At 41.3% G+C, this 18,760-nt stretch carries 19 protein-coding genes, 1 tRNA gene and 2 pseudogenes; 4 read left to right on the top strand and 18 right to left on the bottom strand.

Going from position 1 to position 18,760, the window contains the following annotated elements; all coding sequences use genetic code 11:
* Window positions 1–41: 41 nt before the first annotated feature.
* The 8 genes and pseudogenes from ACMAZF_RS09440 to nadA form a co-directional block, all read right to left on the bottom strand.
* Window positions 42–200: an HD domain-containing phosphohydrolase gene (locus ACMAZF_RS09440; RefSeq protein ID WP_435277100.1), complete on the bottom strand. Its 159-nt coding sequence runs from the start codon at window positions 198–200 to the stop codon at window positions 42–44.
* Window positions 201–238: 38 nt separating this feature from the next.
* Complete coding sequence (locus tag ACMAZF_RS09435; protein ID WP_435277099.1) at window positions 239–397, bottom strand: HD domain-containing protein; 159 nt, start codon at window positions 395–397, stop codon at window positions 239–241.
* 33 nt (window positions 398–430) lie between these two features.
* Window positions 431–601, bottom strand: a complete 171-nt coding sequence (locus ACMAZF_RS09430) for a hypothetical protein (protein WP_435277298.1) — start codon at window positions 599–601, stop codon at window positions 431–433.
* 6 nt (window positions 602–607) lie between these two features.
* Window positions 608–828, bottom strand: a pseudogene (locus ACMAZF_RS09425) (hypothetical protein); the annotation flags it as partial.
* Window positions 829–1,003: 175 nt separating this feature from the next.
* Window positions 1,004–1,738, bottom strand: coding sequence for a DUF3307 domain-containing protein (locus ACMAZF_RS09420; protein WP_435277098.1), 735 nt, complete (start codon window positions 1,736–1,738; stop codon window positions 1,004–1,006).
* A complete protein-coding gene (locus tag ACMAZF_RS09415; protein WP_435277097.1) occupies window positions 1,735–2,385 on the bottom strand; it encodes a hypothetical protein in 651 nt (216 codons plus the stop codon). Before ACMAZF_RS09415 ends, ACMAZF_RS09420 begins: the two co-directional genes overlap by 4 nt.
* Window positions 2,386–2,779: 394 nt before the next feature.
* Window positions 2,780–2,867 (bottom strand) — tRNA-Ser (locus tag ACMAZF_RS09410).
* A gap of 363 nt (window positions 2,868–3,230) precedes the next feature.
* Window positions 3,231–4,295 carry a quinolinate synthase NadA gene (gene nadA / locus ACMAZF_RS09405; RefSeq protein WP_435277096.1) on the bottom strand — a complete coding sequence of 355 codons (1,065 nt, stop codon included), beginning with the start codon at window positions 4,293–4,295 and terminating at the stop codon, window positions 3,231–3,233.
* A gap of 205 nt (window positions 4,296–4,500) precedes the next feature.
* Between nadA and ACMAZF_RS09400 the strand changes: the two are divergent.
* Window positions 4,501–5,137 (top strand): annotated as a pseudogene (locus ACMAZF_RS09400) (response regulator).
* Window positions 5,138–5,190: 53 nt separating this feature from the next.
* Here the strand turns inward: ACMAZF_RS09400 and ACMAZF_RS09395 are convergent.
* Together ACMAZF_RS09395 and ACMAZF_RS09390 are read right to left on the bottom strand one after the other, a co-directional pair.
* A complete protein-coding gene (locus tag ACMAZF_RS09395; protein WP_435277095.1) occupies window positions 5,191–5,307 on the bottom strand; it encodes a GlyGly-CTERM sorting domain-containing protein in 117 nt (38 codons plus the stop codon).
* The gene (locus ACMAZF_RS09390; protein WP_435277094.1) at window positions 5,300–5,521 is read right to left on the bottom strand and encodes a hypothetical protein; all 222 of its coding nucleotides are present in this window, start codon (window positions 5,519–5,521) and stop codon (window positions 5,300–5,302) included. Before ACMAZF_RS09390 ends, ACMAZF_RS09395 begins: the two co-directional genes overlap by 8 nt.
* Before the next feature lie 519 nt (window positions 5,522–6,040).
* Here ACMAZF_RS09390 and acs point away from each other — a divergent pair.
* Entirely contained in the window at window positions 6,041–7,987 is a 1,947-nt protein-coding gene (gene acs, locus ACMAZF_RS09385) for an acetate--CoA ligase (protein WP_435277093.1), read from the top strand.
* 158 nt (window positions 7,988–8,145) lie between these two features.
* On the opposite strand, the gene kdsB is transcribed toward acs, so the two are convergent.
* From kdsB to ACMAZF_RS09360, 5 genes are read right to left on the bottom strand one after another with little or no spacing between them, the layout of a single operon-like run.
* Window positions 8,146–8,898, bottom strand: a complete 753-nt coding sequence (gene kdsB / locus ACMAZF_RS09380) for a 3-deoxy-manno-octulosonate cytidylyltransferase (RefSeq protein WP_435277092.1) — start codon at window positions 8,896–8,898, stop codon at window positions 8,146–8,148.
* A 4-nt stretch (window positions 8,899–8,902) separates the two neighbouring features.
* A complete protein-coding gene (locus ACMAZF_RS09375; RefSeq protein ID WP_435277091.1) occupies window positions 8,903–9,076 on the bottom strand; it encodes a Trm112 family protein in 174 nt (57 codons plus the stop codon).
* On the bottom strand, window positions 9,066–10,073 hold the full coding sequence (lpxK, locus tag ACMAZF_RS09370; RefSeq protein WP_435277090.1) for a tetraacyldisaccharide 4'-kinase: 1,008 nt from the start codon (window positions 10,071–10,073) through the stop codon (window positions 9,066–9,068). Before lpxK ends, ACMAZF_RS09375 begins: the two co-directional genes overlap by 11 nt.
* Window positions 10,074–10,076: 3 nt before the next feature.
* A complete protein-coding gene (gene msbA, locus ACMAZF_RS09365; RefSeq protein WP_435277089.1) occupies window positions 10,077–11,828 on the bottom strand; it encodes a lipid A export permease/ATP-binding protein MsbA in 1,752 nt (583 codons plus the stop codon).
* 42 nt (window positions 11,829–11,870) lie between these two features.
* Complete coding sequence (locus ACMAZF_RS09360; RefSeq protein ID WP_435277088.1) at window positions 11,871–14,156, bottom strand: DNA internalization-related competence protein ComEC/Rec2; 2,286 nt, start codon at window positions 14,154–14,156, stop codon at window positions 11,871–11,873.
* Window positions 14,157–14,188: 32 nt separating this feature from the next.
* On the opposite strand from ACMAZF_RS09360, the gene ACMAZF_RS09355 reads away from it, so the two are divergent.
* Entirely contained in the window at window positions 14,189–14,698 is a 510-nt protein-coding gene (locus ACMAZF_RS09355; RefSeq protein ID WP_435277087.1) for a DUF2062 domain-containing protein, read from the top strand.
* A gap of 60 nt (window positions 14,699–14,758) precedes the next feature.
* Here ACMAZF_RS09355 and ACMAZF_RS09350 read toward each other — a convergent pair whose 3' ends face one another.
* From ACMAZF_RS09350 to ACMAZF_RS09340, 3 genes are read right to left on the bottom strand one after another with little or no spacing between them, the layout of a single operon-like run.
* The gene (locus ACMAZF_RS09350) at window positions 14,759–16,024 is read right to left on the bottom strand and encodes a lipoprotein-releasing ABC transporter permease subunit (RefSeq protein WP_435277086.1); all 1,266 of its coding nucleotides are present in this window, start codon (window positions 16,022–16,024) and stop codon (window positions 14,759–14,761) included.
* Window positions 16,017–16,712: a lipoprotein-releasing ABC transporter ATP-binding protein LolD gene (gene lolD, locus ACMAZF_RS09345; protein ID WP_435277085.1), complete on the bottom strand. Its 696-nt coding sequence runs from the start codon at window positions 16,710–16,712 to the stop codon at window positions 16,017–16,019. The genes ACMAZF_RS09350 and lolD overlap by 8 nt, the downstream gene beginning before the upstream one ends.
* Window positions 16,705–17,919 carry a lipoprotein-releasing ABC transporter permease subunit gene (locus ACMAZF_RS09340; protein ID WP_435277084.1) on the bottom strand — a complete coding sequence of 405 codons (1,215 nt, stop codon included), beginning with the start codon at window positions 17,917–17,919 and terminating at the stop codon, window positions 16,705–16,707. Before ACMAZF_RS09340 ends, lolD begins: the two co-directional genes overlap by 8 nt.
* A 132-nt stretch (window positions 17,920–18,051) precedes the next feature.
* Here ACMAZF_RS09340 and ACMAZF_RS09335 point away from each other — a divergent pair, with 132 nt between their 5' ends.
* Window positions 18,052–18,699 (top strand): PilZ domain-containing protein, encoded by a 648-nt coding sequence (locus ACMAZF_RS09335; protein ID WP_435277083.1) that lies wholly within the window; start codon window positions 18,052–18,054, stop codon window positions 18,697–18,699.
* Window positions 18,700–18,760: the final 61 nt, after the last annotated feature.

The raw sequence follows: 18,760 nt of genomic DNA, 5'->3' as shown, positions 1-18,760 counted from the left end.
ATGGTGAGTTAGCGCATCAAAACATCAGCTAACGCTACTATTCAGCCATAAATGTGAATGTTTTCGCCACTCAGTCCATGAGGATAACCTTTGCCATCCCATCGTTCATGATGCTGTAGCGCAATTATCGACGCTGCGTTAATAATTCGACGTTTAGATTTGGGAAATAACGCCGCCGCTTTTGTTGTATGCGTTTTCATGATTTCAAATTCAGCATCAGTTAAACAACCGGGCTTTTCTAATATCGCCTTATCGCAACCTTACCAATATCGTGCATTGGTGCTGCATGATAGATCATCCAAACATCCTCTTCACTGAGCTGCGGCATATATTGCGCCAGTAACTTAGCACAATCTGCAACACGTCTTATATGTTGTCCAGTTTCATCAGAGGTCATCTCGATCATTTCCATTAAAACATGGATCATATCTCACTGGAATTGTTCAATTTCATTTAGCAAGCGCTCTTCTTTATAATCGAATTTATGAGTGAGCTCTTTTATGCTTTGATGCAATAGTTGACGATTACTGGCAAGTTCGAGATGCGTATTGACTCGCGCAATGATTTCGTCAGGATGAAAGGGTTTTACAATATAATCCACGCCGCCAAGCGCAAATCCTCTTGATATTGATTCGACATCAGTTCGAGCAGAAATGAAGATAACGGGCGTATTCGCGTTCTTATCAGTTTGATGTATTGCTTTGCAGGCATCAAAATATCTAACAAAATTAGAGCGAAAGACTCTTTCTTCGCAAGCTCAATAGCGTCATTACCACTAAGAGCAAACGACAGCGATAAGCCCTCTTCTTTTAAAATACTCAACAACATCTTGACGTTATTAGGCACATCATCAACGACTAAGATTTTTATATGATCGCGAGTCATCGCTAATCCATCAACTTTTTAATGGGCTTAAACTTATTTGCCCTATTTTAAAGTTATTTCAGCATACTAAGTAATATTTGCACTCACCATATCTTGTTTAAGATCAATAAAAGAACAACTAAAGTGCCATTTTAGCTAGTAGACCAATTAGTGATGTTGTGGTCACTGAAAGCAAAGAGCCTAACAATACATATTCTGTTAGATTACGATAACTTGCCTTATTGAGCTCGCCAAATCTAAATATCGACTTAGCCGCCAATATGAACCCTATTACGGCATATTGGCCAACTAATACAAATGTTAACATTAGCAAACGCTCCAAATAGCCAATAATTTCGCCACCAGCAATTAAACCTTCGTTCTCTTCTCTATTAATCGGAGAATACGTCGCTAATAACGCACTAATCATGCTAGACGTCGGCTTTAAAACTAATAGATAGGCGATAACAACCGCCAAATGTTTGGGCTCAATTTCCTTTATGAGGCCGTCCCATAGCGATAAGAGTTCAATACCGTGAACGTGAATCGCTAATAACAACAAAATAATACTGTGCAGTGCCTGCGCGACTAACAATACTCGCACTCTAAAGCCCATTAAATAAACCATGGCATCAATTACCCAATGGGATAATGCAAGAAGTAAAAATAGTGATATTAAAGACCCTGCATCTAACGTCACCCATGCTAGTACACAACAACCGACAATACCTTGAACAAGGCTGTGTTTTATCAGGCTTAACGACATCAAGCCGCGTTCTTTTCGATTCTCTAGCCATCTACTAGGTTGGCAATAATATTGAAAAAAGACCTGAGCTATTACTAACGCTGCGAATGTCATCCATAAATCATTCATTGTATTAACGCCTTTATTTGAGTTTCAATGTAACTGATGTTTTGTTCGAGTAAATCAAAACGTGCCGTTTTCAACGATCGAGAAATAGAGACTCGCTGCGCACTAAGTAAATCTGCAATTTGTTGCTGAATCAGCTCAGGCTGGCGGAGTTTTAATTGAACAATAGCCGCTTGTCTTTGGGTAAATTGACTCAGTTGGTGATCCGCATAATCAACTAACAAATCAATACGTTGATTAAAATCATTATCCAAAGAGGTTACTTGTAAACAACGACTCTTTAGTTCATCTAACCCCATTCCTGATAAGGTAAATGCATCACCTGTTGAATTTCCAATCTGATGCCTAATAACATCATTATCACTAAGGCCAATACTCACCCGACAATCAAAATGATCATCGCGCTCTTTTAGCGCCAATCGAATTAACAACGCATATTTAAACGCATTAACCGGATCATGGATAATCAATTGAAAACTATCACCACGCATTAGCTGGAAAGCATTATTGACGTGTTGTTCACTGACATAAGACAACACGTTATTGAGACTATAAAGTAGATCGTCATAGCCTTCTTGACTGATCTGACGCGATTTAACAATGTCGCCAGTGAGCACTGCGATGAGTGATGAATCGACTAAATTCGCCATTTTAGAACCTCTTGTCGATGTGAATGAGAATGTGTAATGTCTTGATAGTAACCCATATTAGTTACACTTACTACATGTAACCTATTTAAGTTACATGTGTTGTAAGTACCCCGATTCGGTTACTCATACCAATTGCATTAAGTAAGTGATCTTGTTGTGCGTAGAGAAAATCAGCTAAAACAAGGCGCTCGATTGACTAATAGCTGGCTATTAGGATTGAGAGCAACGCCATTTTAGTTAATTTTAACAAGTACAAGTGGGCAAATATTTAATGCGATTGGTATCATAGCGTGCAACATCGAATAATACGCACTGATGCTTTTCGAGAAAAAAGTCGAATGATCTGAAGAATCTAACCCAGGGGGAATATCAATTGAGCTTATTTGTAGAAAGATGGCGGTGAAGGAGGGATTCGAACCCTCGAAGGCTTGCGCCTTACACACTTTCCAGGCGTGCTCCTTCGGCCACTCGGACACTTCACCGTTTTAGATATTTAAAGTACTTAGTAATAGTTACTCGTGTACTTATGGGTATAGGCCGAAGAAACACGCAAGGCATGCAATCTAACCCTTGGCGCCCACTCGGACACTTCACCGTTTTAGATATTTAAAGTACTTAGTAATAGTTACTCTTGTACTTATGGGTATAGGCCGAAGAAACACGCAAGGCATGCAATCTAACCCTTGGCGCCCACTCGGACACTTCACCGTTTTTATAACTTGAATAATCAAGCATCACATTAGACAGAGGCTGTCTAACAATGGCGCTAGTTTAAGTGAACCACTCGATTAAAGCAACGCTTGTTTAATCAAGTGGTTACTAATCAACCTGCACCTTTTAGTGTGTTAGGCGTTACCCTTTACTTTCATTTTGAGCTCGGCTGCAAAATCTAGCATACGGCGTAACGGGATCAACGCACCTTCGCGTAATGAATCATCAACAAAGATTTCATGTTCAACCGGGTTTTCAGTCACTAATGCATTTTCAATCGCCTCAAGACCATTCATTGCCATCCACGGGCAATTTGCACAAGAGCGACACGTTGCACCCTCACCTGCGGTCGGCGCAGCAATAAATGTTTTGGTTGGCATAAGCTGTTGCATTTTATAAAAGATACCGCGGTCCGTTGCAACGATAAATGATTCTTTATCAGAAGCTTGCGCTGCTTGAATCAACTGGCTCGTTGAACCAACCGAATCCGCCAATTCTACTATTTCTTGAGGCGACTCTGGATGAACTAAAACTTGTGCATCAGGATATACCGCTTTCATATCAATAAGCGCTTTGGTCTTAAATTCGTCATGTACGATACAATCACCTTGCCACAACAGCATGTCTGCACCCGTTTCACGTTGAATATATCCACCTAAGTGACGATCAGGTCCCCAGATGATTTTTTTCCCTTGCTCGTCTAAATGCTCAACAATCTCTAACGCGATGCTAGAGGTGACAATCCAATCAGCGCGTTTCTTAACTGCAGCGGATGTATTTGCATAAACAACCACGATGCGGTCAGGGTGTTCATCACAAAAGGCACTAAACTCATCAATAGGACAACCAACGTCAAGTGAACAAGTCGCTTCTAGTGTTGGCATTAATACCGTTTTTTCTGGGCTGAGAATTTTTGAGGTTTCCCCCATAAACTTAACGCCAGCGACAATTAATTTTTTCGCTGGGTGTTCTGCACCAAAACGCGCCATTTCCAAAGAATCAGAAACACAACCACCCGTTTCCTCTGCTAATGCTTGAATTTCTGGGTCGGTGTAGTAATGCGCAACAAGTACTGCATTTTGTTCTACTAGCATTCGTTTGATATTTTCTTTTAATTCAGACGTTCTCTTTGGAGACAACGCTAAAGGTTTCGCTGGAAATGGATAATCCAATGCCGTTTTTACGGGTACATCTAACATGTAAGTGCCTAGTGATCTTTTGCTAACTCCGGCGGATTATAAAACAATCTCAGTAAAAAGCTATTAGTTGGATCGTAAACTAGGCGCAAAACCACTACTAGCGGCTAACGTTTCCCCATGTTAGACTTTTGGCTAAGGGAGATTTGATTGATATTGGATAATGCATCGTTGTGCACTCAAGTGAAATAATAATAAGGAATATCCTATGTCTGAGCGTTTTAATATAGTCATTGCTGACGACCATCCACTTTTCAGAAGTGCATTACGCCTATCCAGATACTATATGGCTAGAAGCACATTCTGCTGACACCTTACAGCAAACATTAGATAACAACAGCAAACTGGATTTGATCATTTTAGATCTTCAAATGCCCGGCTCTCACGGTTATTCAACATTAATACATCTGCGTAGCCATTACCCTGCTATTCCAGTCGTTGTTATTTCAGCCCATGAAGACACTAAGACAATCGCTAAGGCAATGCACTATGGCAGTTGTGGCTTTATCCCTAAATCTACTTCGATGGACGATTTAGCCAGTGCACTTGATTTAATATTGCAAGGAGAGACTTGGCTACCTGCGGGATTGGATTTGTCAAAAGAGAATATCTCCGAAGAAGGCGATTTTGCTAACCGATTAGCAGAATTAACCCCTCAACAAAACAAAGTGTTGCAGATGTTTGGTGAAGGATTACTCAATAAGCAGATCACTTATGATTTAGAAGTCTCTGAAGCAACAATAAAAGCCCACGCTACAGCGATCTTTCGAAAGCTTAATGTACGAAATCGTACTCAAGCCGTTATTGCATTAAGTCGGTTAGAAGTAAACAATCCCGTGCTCTAGCGAATCAAAGAACCAACCAATAAAAAGGCGACACAAGGTCGCCTTTTTTGATCTTAACGACTAAGCGTACCTCTACGTCTCACTGCAACCATAGACAACAATATTAGCGCCATAATGAAAGATACGCTACCACCGCCTCCTCCACTACTAGGACGAGATTTCTTATACATTGACTGCTGTTAATCGGCCCGATGACTCAGCGGATTTTCTTTCGATCGCACGACGTTGCTTGTTAACTTGGTCAATCCCATGTTGTATAAATACGTCATCTTCCACCACTAACAATGACGTTTTTTTTGTGACAATTGAATACGCCATTGAGATATCGGTAATGGCTTGTTCGCTGTCACTATCACTACCTAGATAATCAGATAACGCCTCCAATGACTAATACCATTAATTGCATTAAATATTTGCCCACTTGTACTTGTTAAAATTAACTAAAATGGCGTTGCTCTCAATCCTAATAGCCAGCTATTAGTCAATCGAGCGCCTTGTTTTAGCTGATTTTCTCTACACACAACAAGATCACTTACTTAATGCAATTGGTATAAAAATATTAAAATGCCGATCCCCAAGCCATGCGATCAAAAATAGCAAACCAATATATCCAATAGAAATTAAGCCAAGCAAGCCACTACTTTCAACCATTTTAGTTATTCCTTATTACCAAATCTTATTATCATTCGGAAGCTACGTTACGCAAGTAATGGGCGCTTGTCTTACTCAATTTTTTCAGTGCGCTTTGTTTAACTCACCATTAAACAAGGCTTTACTACTGTGCCTAAAGTAGTCTATAACATCTACACACTGTTGAGGCGTTTAGCGATATACCAATGTCTAATAGCAGTAAAAGTCCGCAAAAAACATACTTTGGTTGATTATAAGAAGAAAGGATAAACCATGACGAGCCCAGAAATTTTCCCAGTAGCAGACAAATTTGCTGAAAACGCGCTAGTAGACAACGATAAATACCAAGCGATGTATCAAGAGTCTATCGACAATCCAGACAAGTTCTGGGCTGAGCACGGCAAGCGCATCGACTGGATCAAACCCTTTACTCAAGTAAAAAACACCAGCTTTGCGGCGCCTAATGTAGATATTCAATGGTTTGGTGATGGCACGTTAAATGCTGCGGCTAACTGTTTAGATCGCCATCTTGCAAATAATGGTGACGACGTTGCCATTATTTGGGAAGGCGATGACGCCAAAGATCAACGCAAGGTAACTTATCGCCAACTACACAATGATGTGTGTAAATTTGCCAACGCATTAAAGACCAAAGGCGTTAGCAAAGGCGATGTAGTTTCAATCTACATGCCAATGGTGCCAGAAGCCGCTGTAGCAATGCTTGCGTGTGCTCGAATTGGTGCAGTGCATTCCGTCATTTTTGGTGGATTCTCATCAGAATCAATTTCATCACGCGTGATTGATGGTAATGCAAAAGTCATTATCACTGCAGACGAAGGCCCACGTGGTGGACGTTTAGTTCCTCTCAAAGTGAATATCGATGATGCGTTAGAAAATCCAGCAGTAACCTGCGTTGAAACAGTTATTGTTTTACAACGTACTGGTAACGATGTCGGTTGGGTAGAAGGTCGCGATGTTTACTGGCATGATCTTGTCGCTAGCGAATCTAACGATTGCCCTGCCGAAGAAATGAACGCAGAAGACCCACTGTTTATCCTGTATACCTCAGGTTCAACTGGTACGCCTAAGGGTGTATTACATTCTACCGGCGGTTACATGGTATATGCGTCGATGACGCATGAATATGTTTTTGATTATAAAAAAGGCGATGTTTACTGGTGTACCGCTGATGTTGGTTGGATCACTGGCCACAGTTATATGGTTTACGGTCCACTTGCCAACGGCGCAACTATTGTCATTCATGAGGGTGTCCCTAATTATCCTAGCCCTGCCCGCTTAGGTGAAATCGTTGATCGTTACCAAGTTAATCAATTATATACTGCTCCTACGCTCATTCGTGCGCTTATGGCTAAAGGTGAAGAGCATTTTGACAACTTCGACGGCTCTTCGTTACGTGTACTTGGTAGTGTTGGTGAACCAATCAACCCTGAAGCTTGGCGCTGGTACAACGATGTTATTGGTAAAGGTAATAGCCCAATTGTTGATACGTGGTGGCAAACAGAAACAGGCGGCATTCTAATTACCCCGCTACCCGGCGCTACCGCAACCAAGCCGGGCTCAGCGACTCGTCCATTCTTTGGCGTACAGCCTGCACTTGTTGATGCGGAAGGTCAAATTATTGAGGGAGAAGGTGCCGGTTCATTGGTCATTCTCGATAGCTGGCCGGGTCAAATGCGTTCGGTCTATGGCGATCATGAACGCTTTATGATGACCTATTTCCAAACGTTCCATAATATGTACACCACTGGTGACGGCGCGCGCCGTGACGAAGATGGATACTACTGGATCACTGGTCGTGTTGATGACGTAATCAACGTTGCTGGTCACCGAATGGGCACAGCCGAAGTTGAAAGCTCATTAGTCGGTCATAAGGACGTTGCAGAAGCTGCTGTTGTTGGATATCCCCACGATATTAAAGGTCAAGGCATCTACGCTTACGTTACGCTAAACGATGGCGTAGAAGATACTGAAGAACTGCGTAAAGAGTTAAAACTATGGGTTCGTAAAGATCTTGGCGCTATCGCTGCGCCTGACTTATTACAATGGGCTCCAGGATTACCGAAAACGCGTTCTGGAAAGATCATGCGCCGCGTATTACGAAAAATCGCCGCAAATGAAATCGATGAGCTTGGCGATTCTTCAACACTTGCCGACCCAAGTGTCTTAGACGGACTCATCGAGCGCCGCCAAAATACATAGTCTATTAAAAGCACAAATAACAAAAATGCCGCTTAATTCGCGGCATTTTTTTCTATAGAGTTTACTAAATCACTTAACTATTTTTATATGCTGTATTAGCGGCTTTAATAAAACCAATAACCACACGCAACATAGAGTCCGTAAAGCAATAAATACGTTTAATTGAAAAACATACGAATCCGATCGAGATCGGCTTGAGTATCAACACCTGCTGGCGGCGCTTGCTGAGCTACACCCACCGCAATCTTTTCACCGTGATATAGCACGCGTAATTGCTCCAATGCCTCTATCTGCTCAAGTGGCGATGGCTCCATTTTAAGATAATCACGAATAAAGCCAGCGCGATAGGCGTAAATACCAATGTGACGATGATAATTTTTCGCTAATAATTCTTTATTTGAACGATGATTACCGTCACGATCAAAAGGGATCGGTGCTCGGCTGAAATACAACGCGCAGTCGTTTTTATCACACACTACTTTGACTGCATTCGGGTTATCAATGTCAAGGTTTTCATCAATAGGCACGGCAAGTGTTGCCATTGGTACATCTTGCTGCTCGACAAGTAAATTAGCCACTTGAGAGATATTCTCACAAGGGATCATAGGCTCATCACCTTGCACGTTCACAATAATATGATCGCTGGCTAAACCAAGTTTCTCTACCACTTCGCCAAGACGTTCAGTGCCTGACTCGTGCTCACTGCTCGTCATACAGACTTCGCCCCCAAAAGATTCAACTGCTTCTTTGATTCGCTCATCATCTGTTGCAACGACAATGTGCTGTGCCCCAGACTGTTGTGCCCGTTCAACAACCCACTGAATCATCGGCTTACCACCGATGTCTAAAAGTGGTTTACCAGGTAACCTAGAAGATTGAAATCGCGCTGGAATGATTACGCTAAAAGCCATAAATTTACTCCTCGAGCGCTGTTGCTTGTTCTTCCAACAGCACAGGAATAGAATCATTGATAGGATAAACTAGGCGATCAAACTTACAGATAAGCACATCTTTTTCTTTATTAAACTCTAACTTTCCTTTGCAAACCGGACAGGCAATGATGCCTAACAAATTAATATCAAACGCCATGATGAATTTCCTCTAAATGTTCTTTAATTTTTTGTTCTATATTATCGTCAAATACCGCTGCGACAGGTAAATAACACCAGGTATCGTCAGAAAATTCCCGGCACTTAACCGCGTCTTTCTCTGTCATCAGTAACCACTGCGAGTCAGAGATCAGCATAGACAGCTGCTCATATTCGTAATGCTGGTGGTCAGCAAATCCAACATTATTTTCTGTTTTTATCCCAAGTGTCACTAAGGTATCAAAAAATCGCTGCGGATAACCGATACCAGCCATCGCCACCGATGATTGTTTGGCAATGTCTACTGTCATAATTTCATTGGTTTTTACGGAGCGCCATTGCTCAGGCGCCAACGTCATTAATGCTTCACCTTGATGCGGTTGCGCGCCATTACAAATTTTTAATAGCGCATTATCCATGCGCCATTGCCCTTCCCGATTAGGCCCCATCGGTAATAGTAGTCCATTACCAAAACGTCGCTCGCCATCAATGACAATAATCTCTGCATCGCGATGTAAGCGATAATGCTGAAGCCCATCGTCACTGACGATAAAGTCTAACGGCTTGCCCAGGCTCTTTGCATGCTCGATTAAGCTTTGCGCGGCGTTAACACGATCCCGCCCGACAGCCATCAAACAGCCCGTTTGATTAACTATTAATTTAGGCTCATCACCGCACTCTTTTGAATCTGTCGCACTGCCCACAATTAGAGTATTTTGATTAGTACCGCCATAACCACGGCTTATTACGCCGACGTTATAGCCTAATCGTTGCATCAATTTAACGAGCCACACCACGACGGGTGTCTTGCCATTGCCGCCAACCGTCAGATTTCCAATGATGATAACTGGCACGGCTACTTTTACAGTGTCTTTGATTCCAATGCGATAACACATACGACGAATGGCAGTAATCAACCAATAAAGAATCCACAAAGGAGACAAGACCAATAATAGTGGGTTAAATTTTTGCCAAGATTGTTCAATAAATCCTTTCACGGTCTAACCTTGAGACTGCTGCATAGCATGAAGCTGATAATAAGCCCCTTGCTTTTTAATAAGTTCTTGGTGGGTACCACGTTCAATAATATGACCTTGGTCCATCACCACAATAAGATCGGCACTTTCAATAGTCGATAAACGGTGTGCGACAATAATAGAGGTTCTATCTTGTTGAAGGGTTTGGAGTGCATTTTGGATCAAACGTTCAGACTCTGTATCAAGCGCCGACGTTGCTTCATCTAAAATTAACATCGGCGCATTTCTTAAAATTGCACGAGCAATGGCAATGCGCTGACGTTGACCGCCAGATAAATTAGCGCCATCTTCACCAACAGGACTTTGCAGACCTTCAGCTAAGTTCTCTGTAAACTCAGTCACATTAGCGGCCTTTGCGGCTGCTTCAACTTGCTCTGGTGTAACTTCACATGTCGCACCGTATGCAATATTGTTGTATATACTGTCATCAAATAACACGACTTGCTGTGTCACTAGTGCAAACTGCTTACGTAAGCTATCAACGTCGATCTCATTGATTGAACGATTATCAAGTTCAATCGTGCCTTGTGGACTTTCATAAAAACGCGTAAGCAAACTCGCTAACGTTGATTTTCCACTTCCTGAACGACCCACTAACGCAACAGTTGAGCCAGCTTCGATGTCCAAATTAATATTTGAAAGTGCCTGTTTATCCGCACGTTGATAAGAAAAATTAAGGTTCTTAATCGTCAAGCTTCCATTTGAATGTTCTAATTTAACCTTACCGTCGTTAATCGCATCGTCCTTATCCAATAAATCAAACACACTGGCACAAGCCGTTAAACCGCGTTGTAATTCAACATTTACCTTTGAAATTTGTTTTAACGGGCGCATCAAACTCCCCATCGCAGTGACCAAAGCAACAAAAGCACCTGCCGACAGCGATTCAATCACATCATCCAAACTCAAACCGTAGAGCACACCAGCAATTGCTAAAGAGCCAATGAGTTGAATAATCGGCGTACTCGACGCACTTGCCGCTATTAATTTCATGCTTTGCTGACGATTAACATTATTCACCTTATCAAAGCGAGTAGTTTCTTTGTCTTGTCCGGAAAAGGCTAAAATGACTTTATGTGCCTTTAGCATCTGTTCGCTGGACGTTGTTACTTTCCCCATTGCACCTTGGATATTTTTACTAATTCGGCGAAAACGTTTAGACACCACAGCAATAACGATCCCAATGATTGGACCGACAAGAAAGAAAATGAGTGAAAGTTGCCAGCTGTAATAGAACATTATGCCCAGTAGATAGGCAATCGTTGCGCCCTCTCTAATCAACACAATGATCACTTGATTAGTGGCACGGGATACTTGCTCAGTATCGAACGTAATCTTCGAAATGAGTGAACCACTGCTAATTTTATCAAAATAACTAACCGGCAAACTCAGCATTTTACGAAATAACTGTTGTCGCATGGTCATGATAACGTTGTTACCAACCCACGCGAGCAAATAGGTAGAAATAAAGCTCGCAATCCCTCGCACAAGAAAGACCCCAATGACAAAAAAAGCACCCACTTTAAGAAAGCTAGTGTCATTTCCAGAAATGCCACGGTCGACGAGCTCTTGGGAGTAATAAATTAAACTAGCGTCAACACCGGCATAAATAATGAGAGCAAATACTGCTAGTGCAAGCGCAGTCTTATATTGAAAGAAATATCCAGCTAGGCGCTTCGCCACAACTTTCGAATCAAAGGTAGGAGTCGATGACATTTAACTCGTTGTCCTAAATAATAAATTAGCACCATTCTAGCGCTAACGTTGATAATGACCAAATGAAAGATCGCCATTATACCAAAAAGGCGACCTTTGGCGTCTGTAGTTGATTATATAAGGACCAGCTTGTCTAAATTCAACCGTAATTTGGCCAACCTCGGCAGTATTAATTAATTTCGTGCTTGCGCGTCGATACCGACTCATGACCAAACTGGCTGGAAAGTGCCATTGATTAAAGCTTGCGGTGCTGACAATTGCGAATTGAGGACTCACTAAATGAATAAAATCAACGCTTGATGATGTCTTACTACCATGATGCGGAACCTGCAAAATCTGTGCTTGCCACGTTTTATCAAGCTGTTTCACCAATAATTGTTCGGCTCGCCTTTCTATATCGCCAGAAAAAAGAGCGCTTCCAAACTCATTTTTAATATGAATCAAGCATGATCTGTTATTTTCTGTATCATGACTTTTAGGGAGTTTCCCTAACGCTTTCGTTAATTTGATCGCTAAGCCTTGCCACTCAAAAGAGCCGCCATTACAGATTACATCACGATTAGTTATCACTTGAGCGAGCGGAAAACGCTCAAGCAACGATTTCAGACCTGCACTATGATCACTGTCATGATGAGTCACAATAATATAATCGACATGTCCGACCTCGCGCTGTGCAATAAAGGGAATCACGATGTTTTGTGCCATCGTCGAATGCTCCCCTAGCACATTTCCCGTATCAATCACCATGGCGCGATTTCCTTTTTGAATAACACTGCTATTGCCGTGACCAACATCCAAAAAGTCGACCCGCCACGCTTTAACATCGGTATGAAAACGGTTGGAAATCAAACCAAAGACTATCGCCATGATAAAGCACAACATATATAACGAATATTTTGCGTTCACAATTTTCAGTATCAAAATCATAGAAAAGCCTATAATTATCAACACTAACCAGCGGCTAGCCGCTATCCCTTGCCAGACAAAATTGGCATTACTTATCCAAGTCAGCAATTCAAACAACAGCGTCAATACCGTATCTGTAACATGAAATCCCCAATCGGATAATTGAAACAACGATAACTGATCACACAATGTCGCCAACAACCCTATTGGCAACACAATTAGGGTAATCACGGGCACCGCGACGATATTAGCAATTGGAGCAATTAACGAAACGCCACCAAAGAACAGCATTTGTATACCACACAAGCCGATGACAAGCATGAGTTGAAGCTTTAACAATTGACCGACCCATTGAATGGCCCGTTTTTGGAAATTCATTCTCTCTAACTGAGCCCTACTTGCGAACCAGTTACTACAAGTGACAACGCATATCAATGCAAAAAGAGACAACCATAATCCTTGTGACAAAAATCCGAGCGGATTAACTAGGCCAATGATGAATAACGTAATTGCGATAATTTGGAATATTGCAACGCGCTGAGCGAGACACACAAAACAACTCGCTACGATTAACATGACTAATGCCCGCACAGTTGGGTAACTAAAACCAGCTAATAAGCTGTAGAAGACTCCAACGGAGATGGTGCTCCCCATAATACATAAAGTAGCTAAATGATTATGACGTATACACATTCGAATTAATGGCCTAATAGTCATCATTGCCATCAAACACACAAACCCCAAATGTAATCCACTAATAGCAAAGAGATGACTCGTGCCCGTGTGCTGAAGAACCTTCCAATCGTGCTGATTAAAGTAGCGCTTATCACCAATAACTAGCGCGCGCATAAACCTCATCGATTTGTAGTTATCGGAAACCTCATCGAATCGCTGTGCCAACTGAGCGCGTAAATTTGTCGAATCAGCAATGATCTTTCCATCAGTAACACTGACCGTTGCAATTACGTTATTTGACACTAAAAAACGCTGATAATTAAACGTCCCTTGATTAAATAATCCAACTAATGGCTTTGCTTTAATGGTTAACGCCAGCCTTTGTCCTTGGTTCAGTTTGTGTTGACCGGGCCATATGACTTGGATTCGACTATTACTTTTATGCACCTCATTACCATCATTTATCTGTGATAGGTCAAAATAGAAGCGATTGTGGTGTTTTCCTTGAACTGGCAGTGAAACAATCTCACCTTTTATGCTAGAGTTTGCCGTTAGTAACGTTTTTAAATCGGTAAAGTGAATATTTATCGATATAATACAGATAGATAGACCAGCAATGAAACTTGCCGCCAAATGATGAGTCTTAAGTAATATTATTGCCAACACAAGAAAGCTACACGCCACCCAGTAACTTGGGAGCGTGGGCCAAAGTAATATTGATAAGAAGCCAGCGGTCATTGCTAGCATTTGTCTTTCCAAAGTCATAGTTGAATAAGTATATGCCAAGAAAAACAATTAAACGGTTAATGCCTGATCATGAAAAAATTCGTGATCATAAACATTTGCGCTATTTAGGTTCACGCTTGCATGATCCAAACCTGTGGCATCTCAATCGTCGTGGTGCGTCAGGCGCTTTTGCCGTCGGGCTATTTTTCGCGTGGATGCCAATCCCGATGCAAATGCTCTTTGCAGCAATATTTGCTGTGGTGTTCAGGGTCAACTTGCCATTATCAGTCGTCCTTGTATGGATTAGTAATCCATTGACTATGCCGCCGATGTTCTATGGTGCTTATCTACTGGGCGTCAAAATACTCGGCAGTGAAACGCATGAATTCAATTTTGAAATATCTGTCGATTGGTTTTTGTCGAGCTTAGGTACAATCGCCCCACCACTATTAACCGGTTGTGTGGTTATTGGATTAGTATCTAGTGCAATTGGTTACGCATTTATTAGGATTCTTTGGCGCTTATCAGTGATCAGAGAATACAAGCAACGACAAAAGCGCTAACCTACTAAGCGATCAAAAAAGGCATTTTTTATACGTAAACATCCACTTTCACCAATCTATCTATTGCCCCAACACTAAAGCGGGTTTTATCTTAGCCGCGTTAGACGCCGGATAGAGTGTTGCCAAAAAACTGATACTTAACGTAGCACCCACTAAAATGGCCAAGTCACCTAATCTAAATTCAGAGGGCAACGCATCAATAAAATAGATATCACCAGATAACACTTGAATAGAAAATGAGTGTTCTAAGCATTGGACGATTTCTGCCAAATTTACGCTGACTAAACTACCGAGTATGCCCCCTAAAATACAGCCGAAGGTTGCATTAATCATTCCTTGCACAATAAAAATTTGTTTAACTTGTCCTTGAGATAGACCCATCGTGAGCAAAATGGCAATTTCACTTTCTTTATCGTTTACAGCCATGACTAACGTCGACACAATATTAAAGCTAGCAACCGCAATTACGAGAACGAGAACAATATAAGTAATCATTTGGACCAATTTAATGTCGTTATATAAATGACCTTGTTTTCTCGTCCAATCACTCAAATAGACATAACTGCGTACGTTTCTTCCAATATCGCGAATAATATCTGTCGCACTAAAAATGTCATCAAACTTAAAGCGAACCCCTAGAACGCCATTCTCAACGTTGGCTAGTGTTCTTGCATCGTCTAAATGAATATACGCTTGCAGCGCATCTAATTGACCGCCAAATTTAAAGCTACCCACCAAATTAAAATTTGCGACCGTTGGTGATGACAACCGCCCTTTGTCACCTTTTTTGGGAATCATGACCGAAATATTGTCACCTAGCTCAAAGTTAAATTTATCAATCAGTCCCTGTCCAAGAATAATGTTATTTGCACCAGGCGTTAACTTTTCCCAAGCGCCAGCCGTCATATACTCCAAGCTCGACATAACCTGAGCTTCTTGGCTCGGTAAAATTCCGTCTAACGCTATCCCTGACAAATGACTTCCTTGAAGCACTAATCCTTTTACTGCGATCACAGGAGCGCCATCAATCACACCAGGCAATTGCTTAAGATCTGCAACCACGCTTTCCCAGTTTTTAATTGGCTCTTGAACTGCCACTATTTCGCCGTGAGGAACAACCGAAAGCAACCTGTCTCTTAATTGCTGCTCAAAGCCGTTCATGGCGGACATAATAACCAGTAAAACAGTGATTCCGATGGCAATGCCAAACATCGCGGTCATCGAAATAAATGAGATAAATCGATTGGATGATTTAGCCATTAAAAAACGAATCCCGATGGCACTACTAAGCCCAAATGTTAAACCCAATTTAGACTCGTTATTCATGGCAATTATCCAAAGAGGCTAAACTACCACTACTTAGGTTTACGACACGGTCAAGTTTATTGGCTAACTCATTATCGTGTGTAACCACTACAAAACTAGTGCCTTGTTGGTCACGTAGTGATTTTAACAACTGAAAAATTGCTAATGCATTTTCACTATCTAGATTCCCTGTCGGCTCATCGGCAAGGACTAATGCTGGTTTATTAACTAATGCTCGAGCAATAGCAATGCGCTGCCTTTCACCACCCGATAACTGGCTAGGTTTATGATGCCCGCGGTCGCTTAAACCGACGCTCTTTATCATCTCAATGGCACGAGCTTTGGCAAGTTGTTGTGACTCACCCGCGATCAACAACGGCATCATCACATTTTCTAGTGCGCTAAATTCAGCTAATAGATGATGAAATTGGTAAATAAAGCCCAACGATTGATTTCGAAATATCGCTTGCTTATTTTTGCTCAATTGATGAATATCTTGACCTTCAAATAATATTTCACCACTGCTTGGTTCATCTAACGTTCCCAGCAGATGCAGCAATGTCGACTTTCCTGAGCCAGAACGACCAGTGATAGCCAGTAACTCATGGGAATTTAGCGTAAGATCAAGCGCTGACAAGACATTGACTTGGTTATCACCATCTTGATACGTTTTAGAAATACCCGTACAGGTTAATAGCGGTTTATTCATGTTTTAATGCCTCAGCTGGCTCAACTGCGCCTGCTTTATAAGATGGGTATAACGTAGATATAAGCGTTACTACAATCGTTGCCAGAACTAAAATGCAGACTTGTTGATAATCAATCACGATGGGTAACCCACCTGTAGGATCAATTGGATTAGCGACAATATTAAGGTTAAATGCATGCAATATCGTATTGAGGTTATAGGTCAACAATAAACCTGCTATCGTGCCAACAATCGTACCAATTATTCCATTTAGCGTGCCTTGAGCAATAAAAATTAACGCTGTCTTTGATCTCGACAAACCTAACGTCGACAAGATTGCAATGTCTGTTTGTTTTTCAGTCACTAGAATAACGAGTGCGGAAATTATATTAAACGCGGCAACCGCAATAATGAGACTTAACATCATCCACAGCATATTCTTTTCCATACGCACGGCGCTAAATAATTCGCCATACTCGTTTCGCCAACTTGATAGTTCTATATCTTGTGAAGCGGCTTTAATTTGAGATGCGACGAGTAAATCATCAAATGAGTTGTTAAGAAATAATCGGTAACTTGGCTCAAAGCCTTTAGGTAATCGTAATAAACGACGAGCATCTTCAATATGGATCAGCGCAATGGAAGAGTCTGCGTCTGATTGCATTTCAAAAACGCCACTAATAGTAAAGTTGCGTTGACTAGGCATGCGGCCAAATGGTGTAAATACACTTTTTTCTGCGGATATAACTCTAATTTTGTCGCCAACGCGTACATTAAGTTGACGTGCGAGTATTCGACCAACAATAATCCGATATTTGCCGGCGACCAACGTCTCGAATTCGCCATAACGCATGTTGCTTGCCAGTGGATTAACGGCTGTATCTTCAATGGGATTAATGCCTTGCAACATCACTGCACTTAATTCGCTGTCACCTTGAATCATTGCCTGTGACATTAACAATTGAGTGACACCAATTACCTGTTCAGGGGACTTTAACGTTGAGATTTCATTATCCTTAACATTAGTGGCCACAAGATGCGGAACAGCCCCTAATATTCTGTCTTTAAGTTGGCTCTCAAAACCATTCATTACCGAAAGCACAATAATCAGTGCGGTAACGCCTAGCATGATCCCACCAATAGAAAACAAGGTAATAAAATTTAAAAATCGACTGCCGTTTCGCGCTCTCGCGTAGCGCCAGGCAATGAGGTATGGGGTAATATTCAATGTAAACCTGCTTATTTTACTCACATGTAACGGTTATTGACTCTTCATCACTCGGAAAATTCAAACTATTATCAAGAGATTACTTGTGACGCCAACTAAAAACGTGAATAATAAAAATATTAGGCGATGATAATGGCATTGATTCGTAAACCCAAGTTTTATTTGCCATTGTTGCGAACCAACGTAGTAAAAAGAGGATGGCTCGTGGATAACCAACAACAATTTTTTTCAATATCTCATGCATTTGAGTTGAGTGTTAAAACGCTAAGTTCGTCGTCTATACCAAGTGACGCCGACTTCGTAGCCAATATGCCTACATCGTTCAAACTCGCGTCTCAAATAAATCAACTTGATCGACATACTATAAAACCACTACGTAGCCTTGGTGAACACGCAGGTGAGTTAAGTGATTTTTTAGCGCTGCAATCTAAAAAAATTGATTTAATGATGAGTTATATTTTAACCCTCGATGAAGGCAGTAAAGCAAGAAATCAAGGCACCAGTTTTGGTGGCAGTAACATCACTTTTATCAATCAATCATCAATTGCAAACGATACATTACTCGAGCTAAAGTTGTTTATTGAAGAATGTAACAGCGCGATTTATGCCATAGGAAAGGTCATTGACACACAACCCTGTGATGACGGCATGGTCATTAATGTAGAATTTGTAAAAATCGACGAAGAAGATCAAGAACAGTTGGTTCGTAATTCTCTACATATTCAAACCATTCAATTAAAACAACGTAGTGATGCACGAAAACCTGATAATGATGAGTAATTCATCACAGGTTAATTTGGCGAGATTAAGCTTATGAGGTTATACTAACCACATCATTTAT

Origin of the sequence: Psychrobium sp. nBUS_13 (assembly GCF_051201665.1) — a bacterium.
Lineage (GTDB): Bacteria > Pseudomonadota > Gammaproteobacteria > Enterobacterales > Psychrobiaceae > Psychrobium.
The sequence above is the reverse complement of the archived record's forward strand: the minus strand, read 5'-3'. Positions and strand labels throughout refer to the sequence as shown.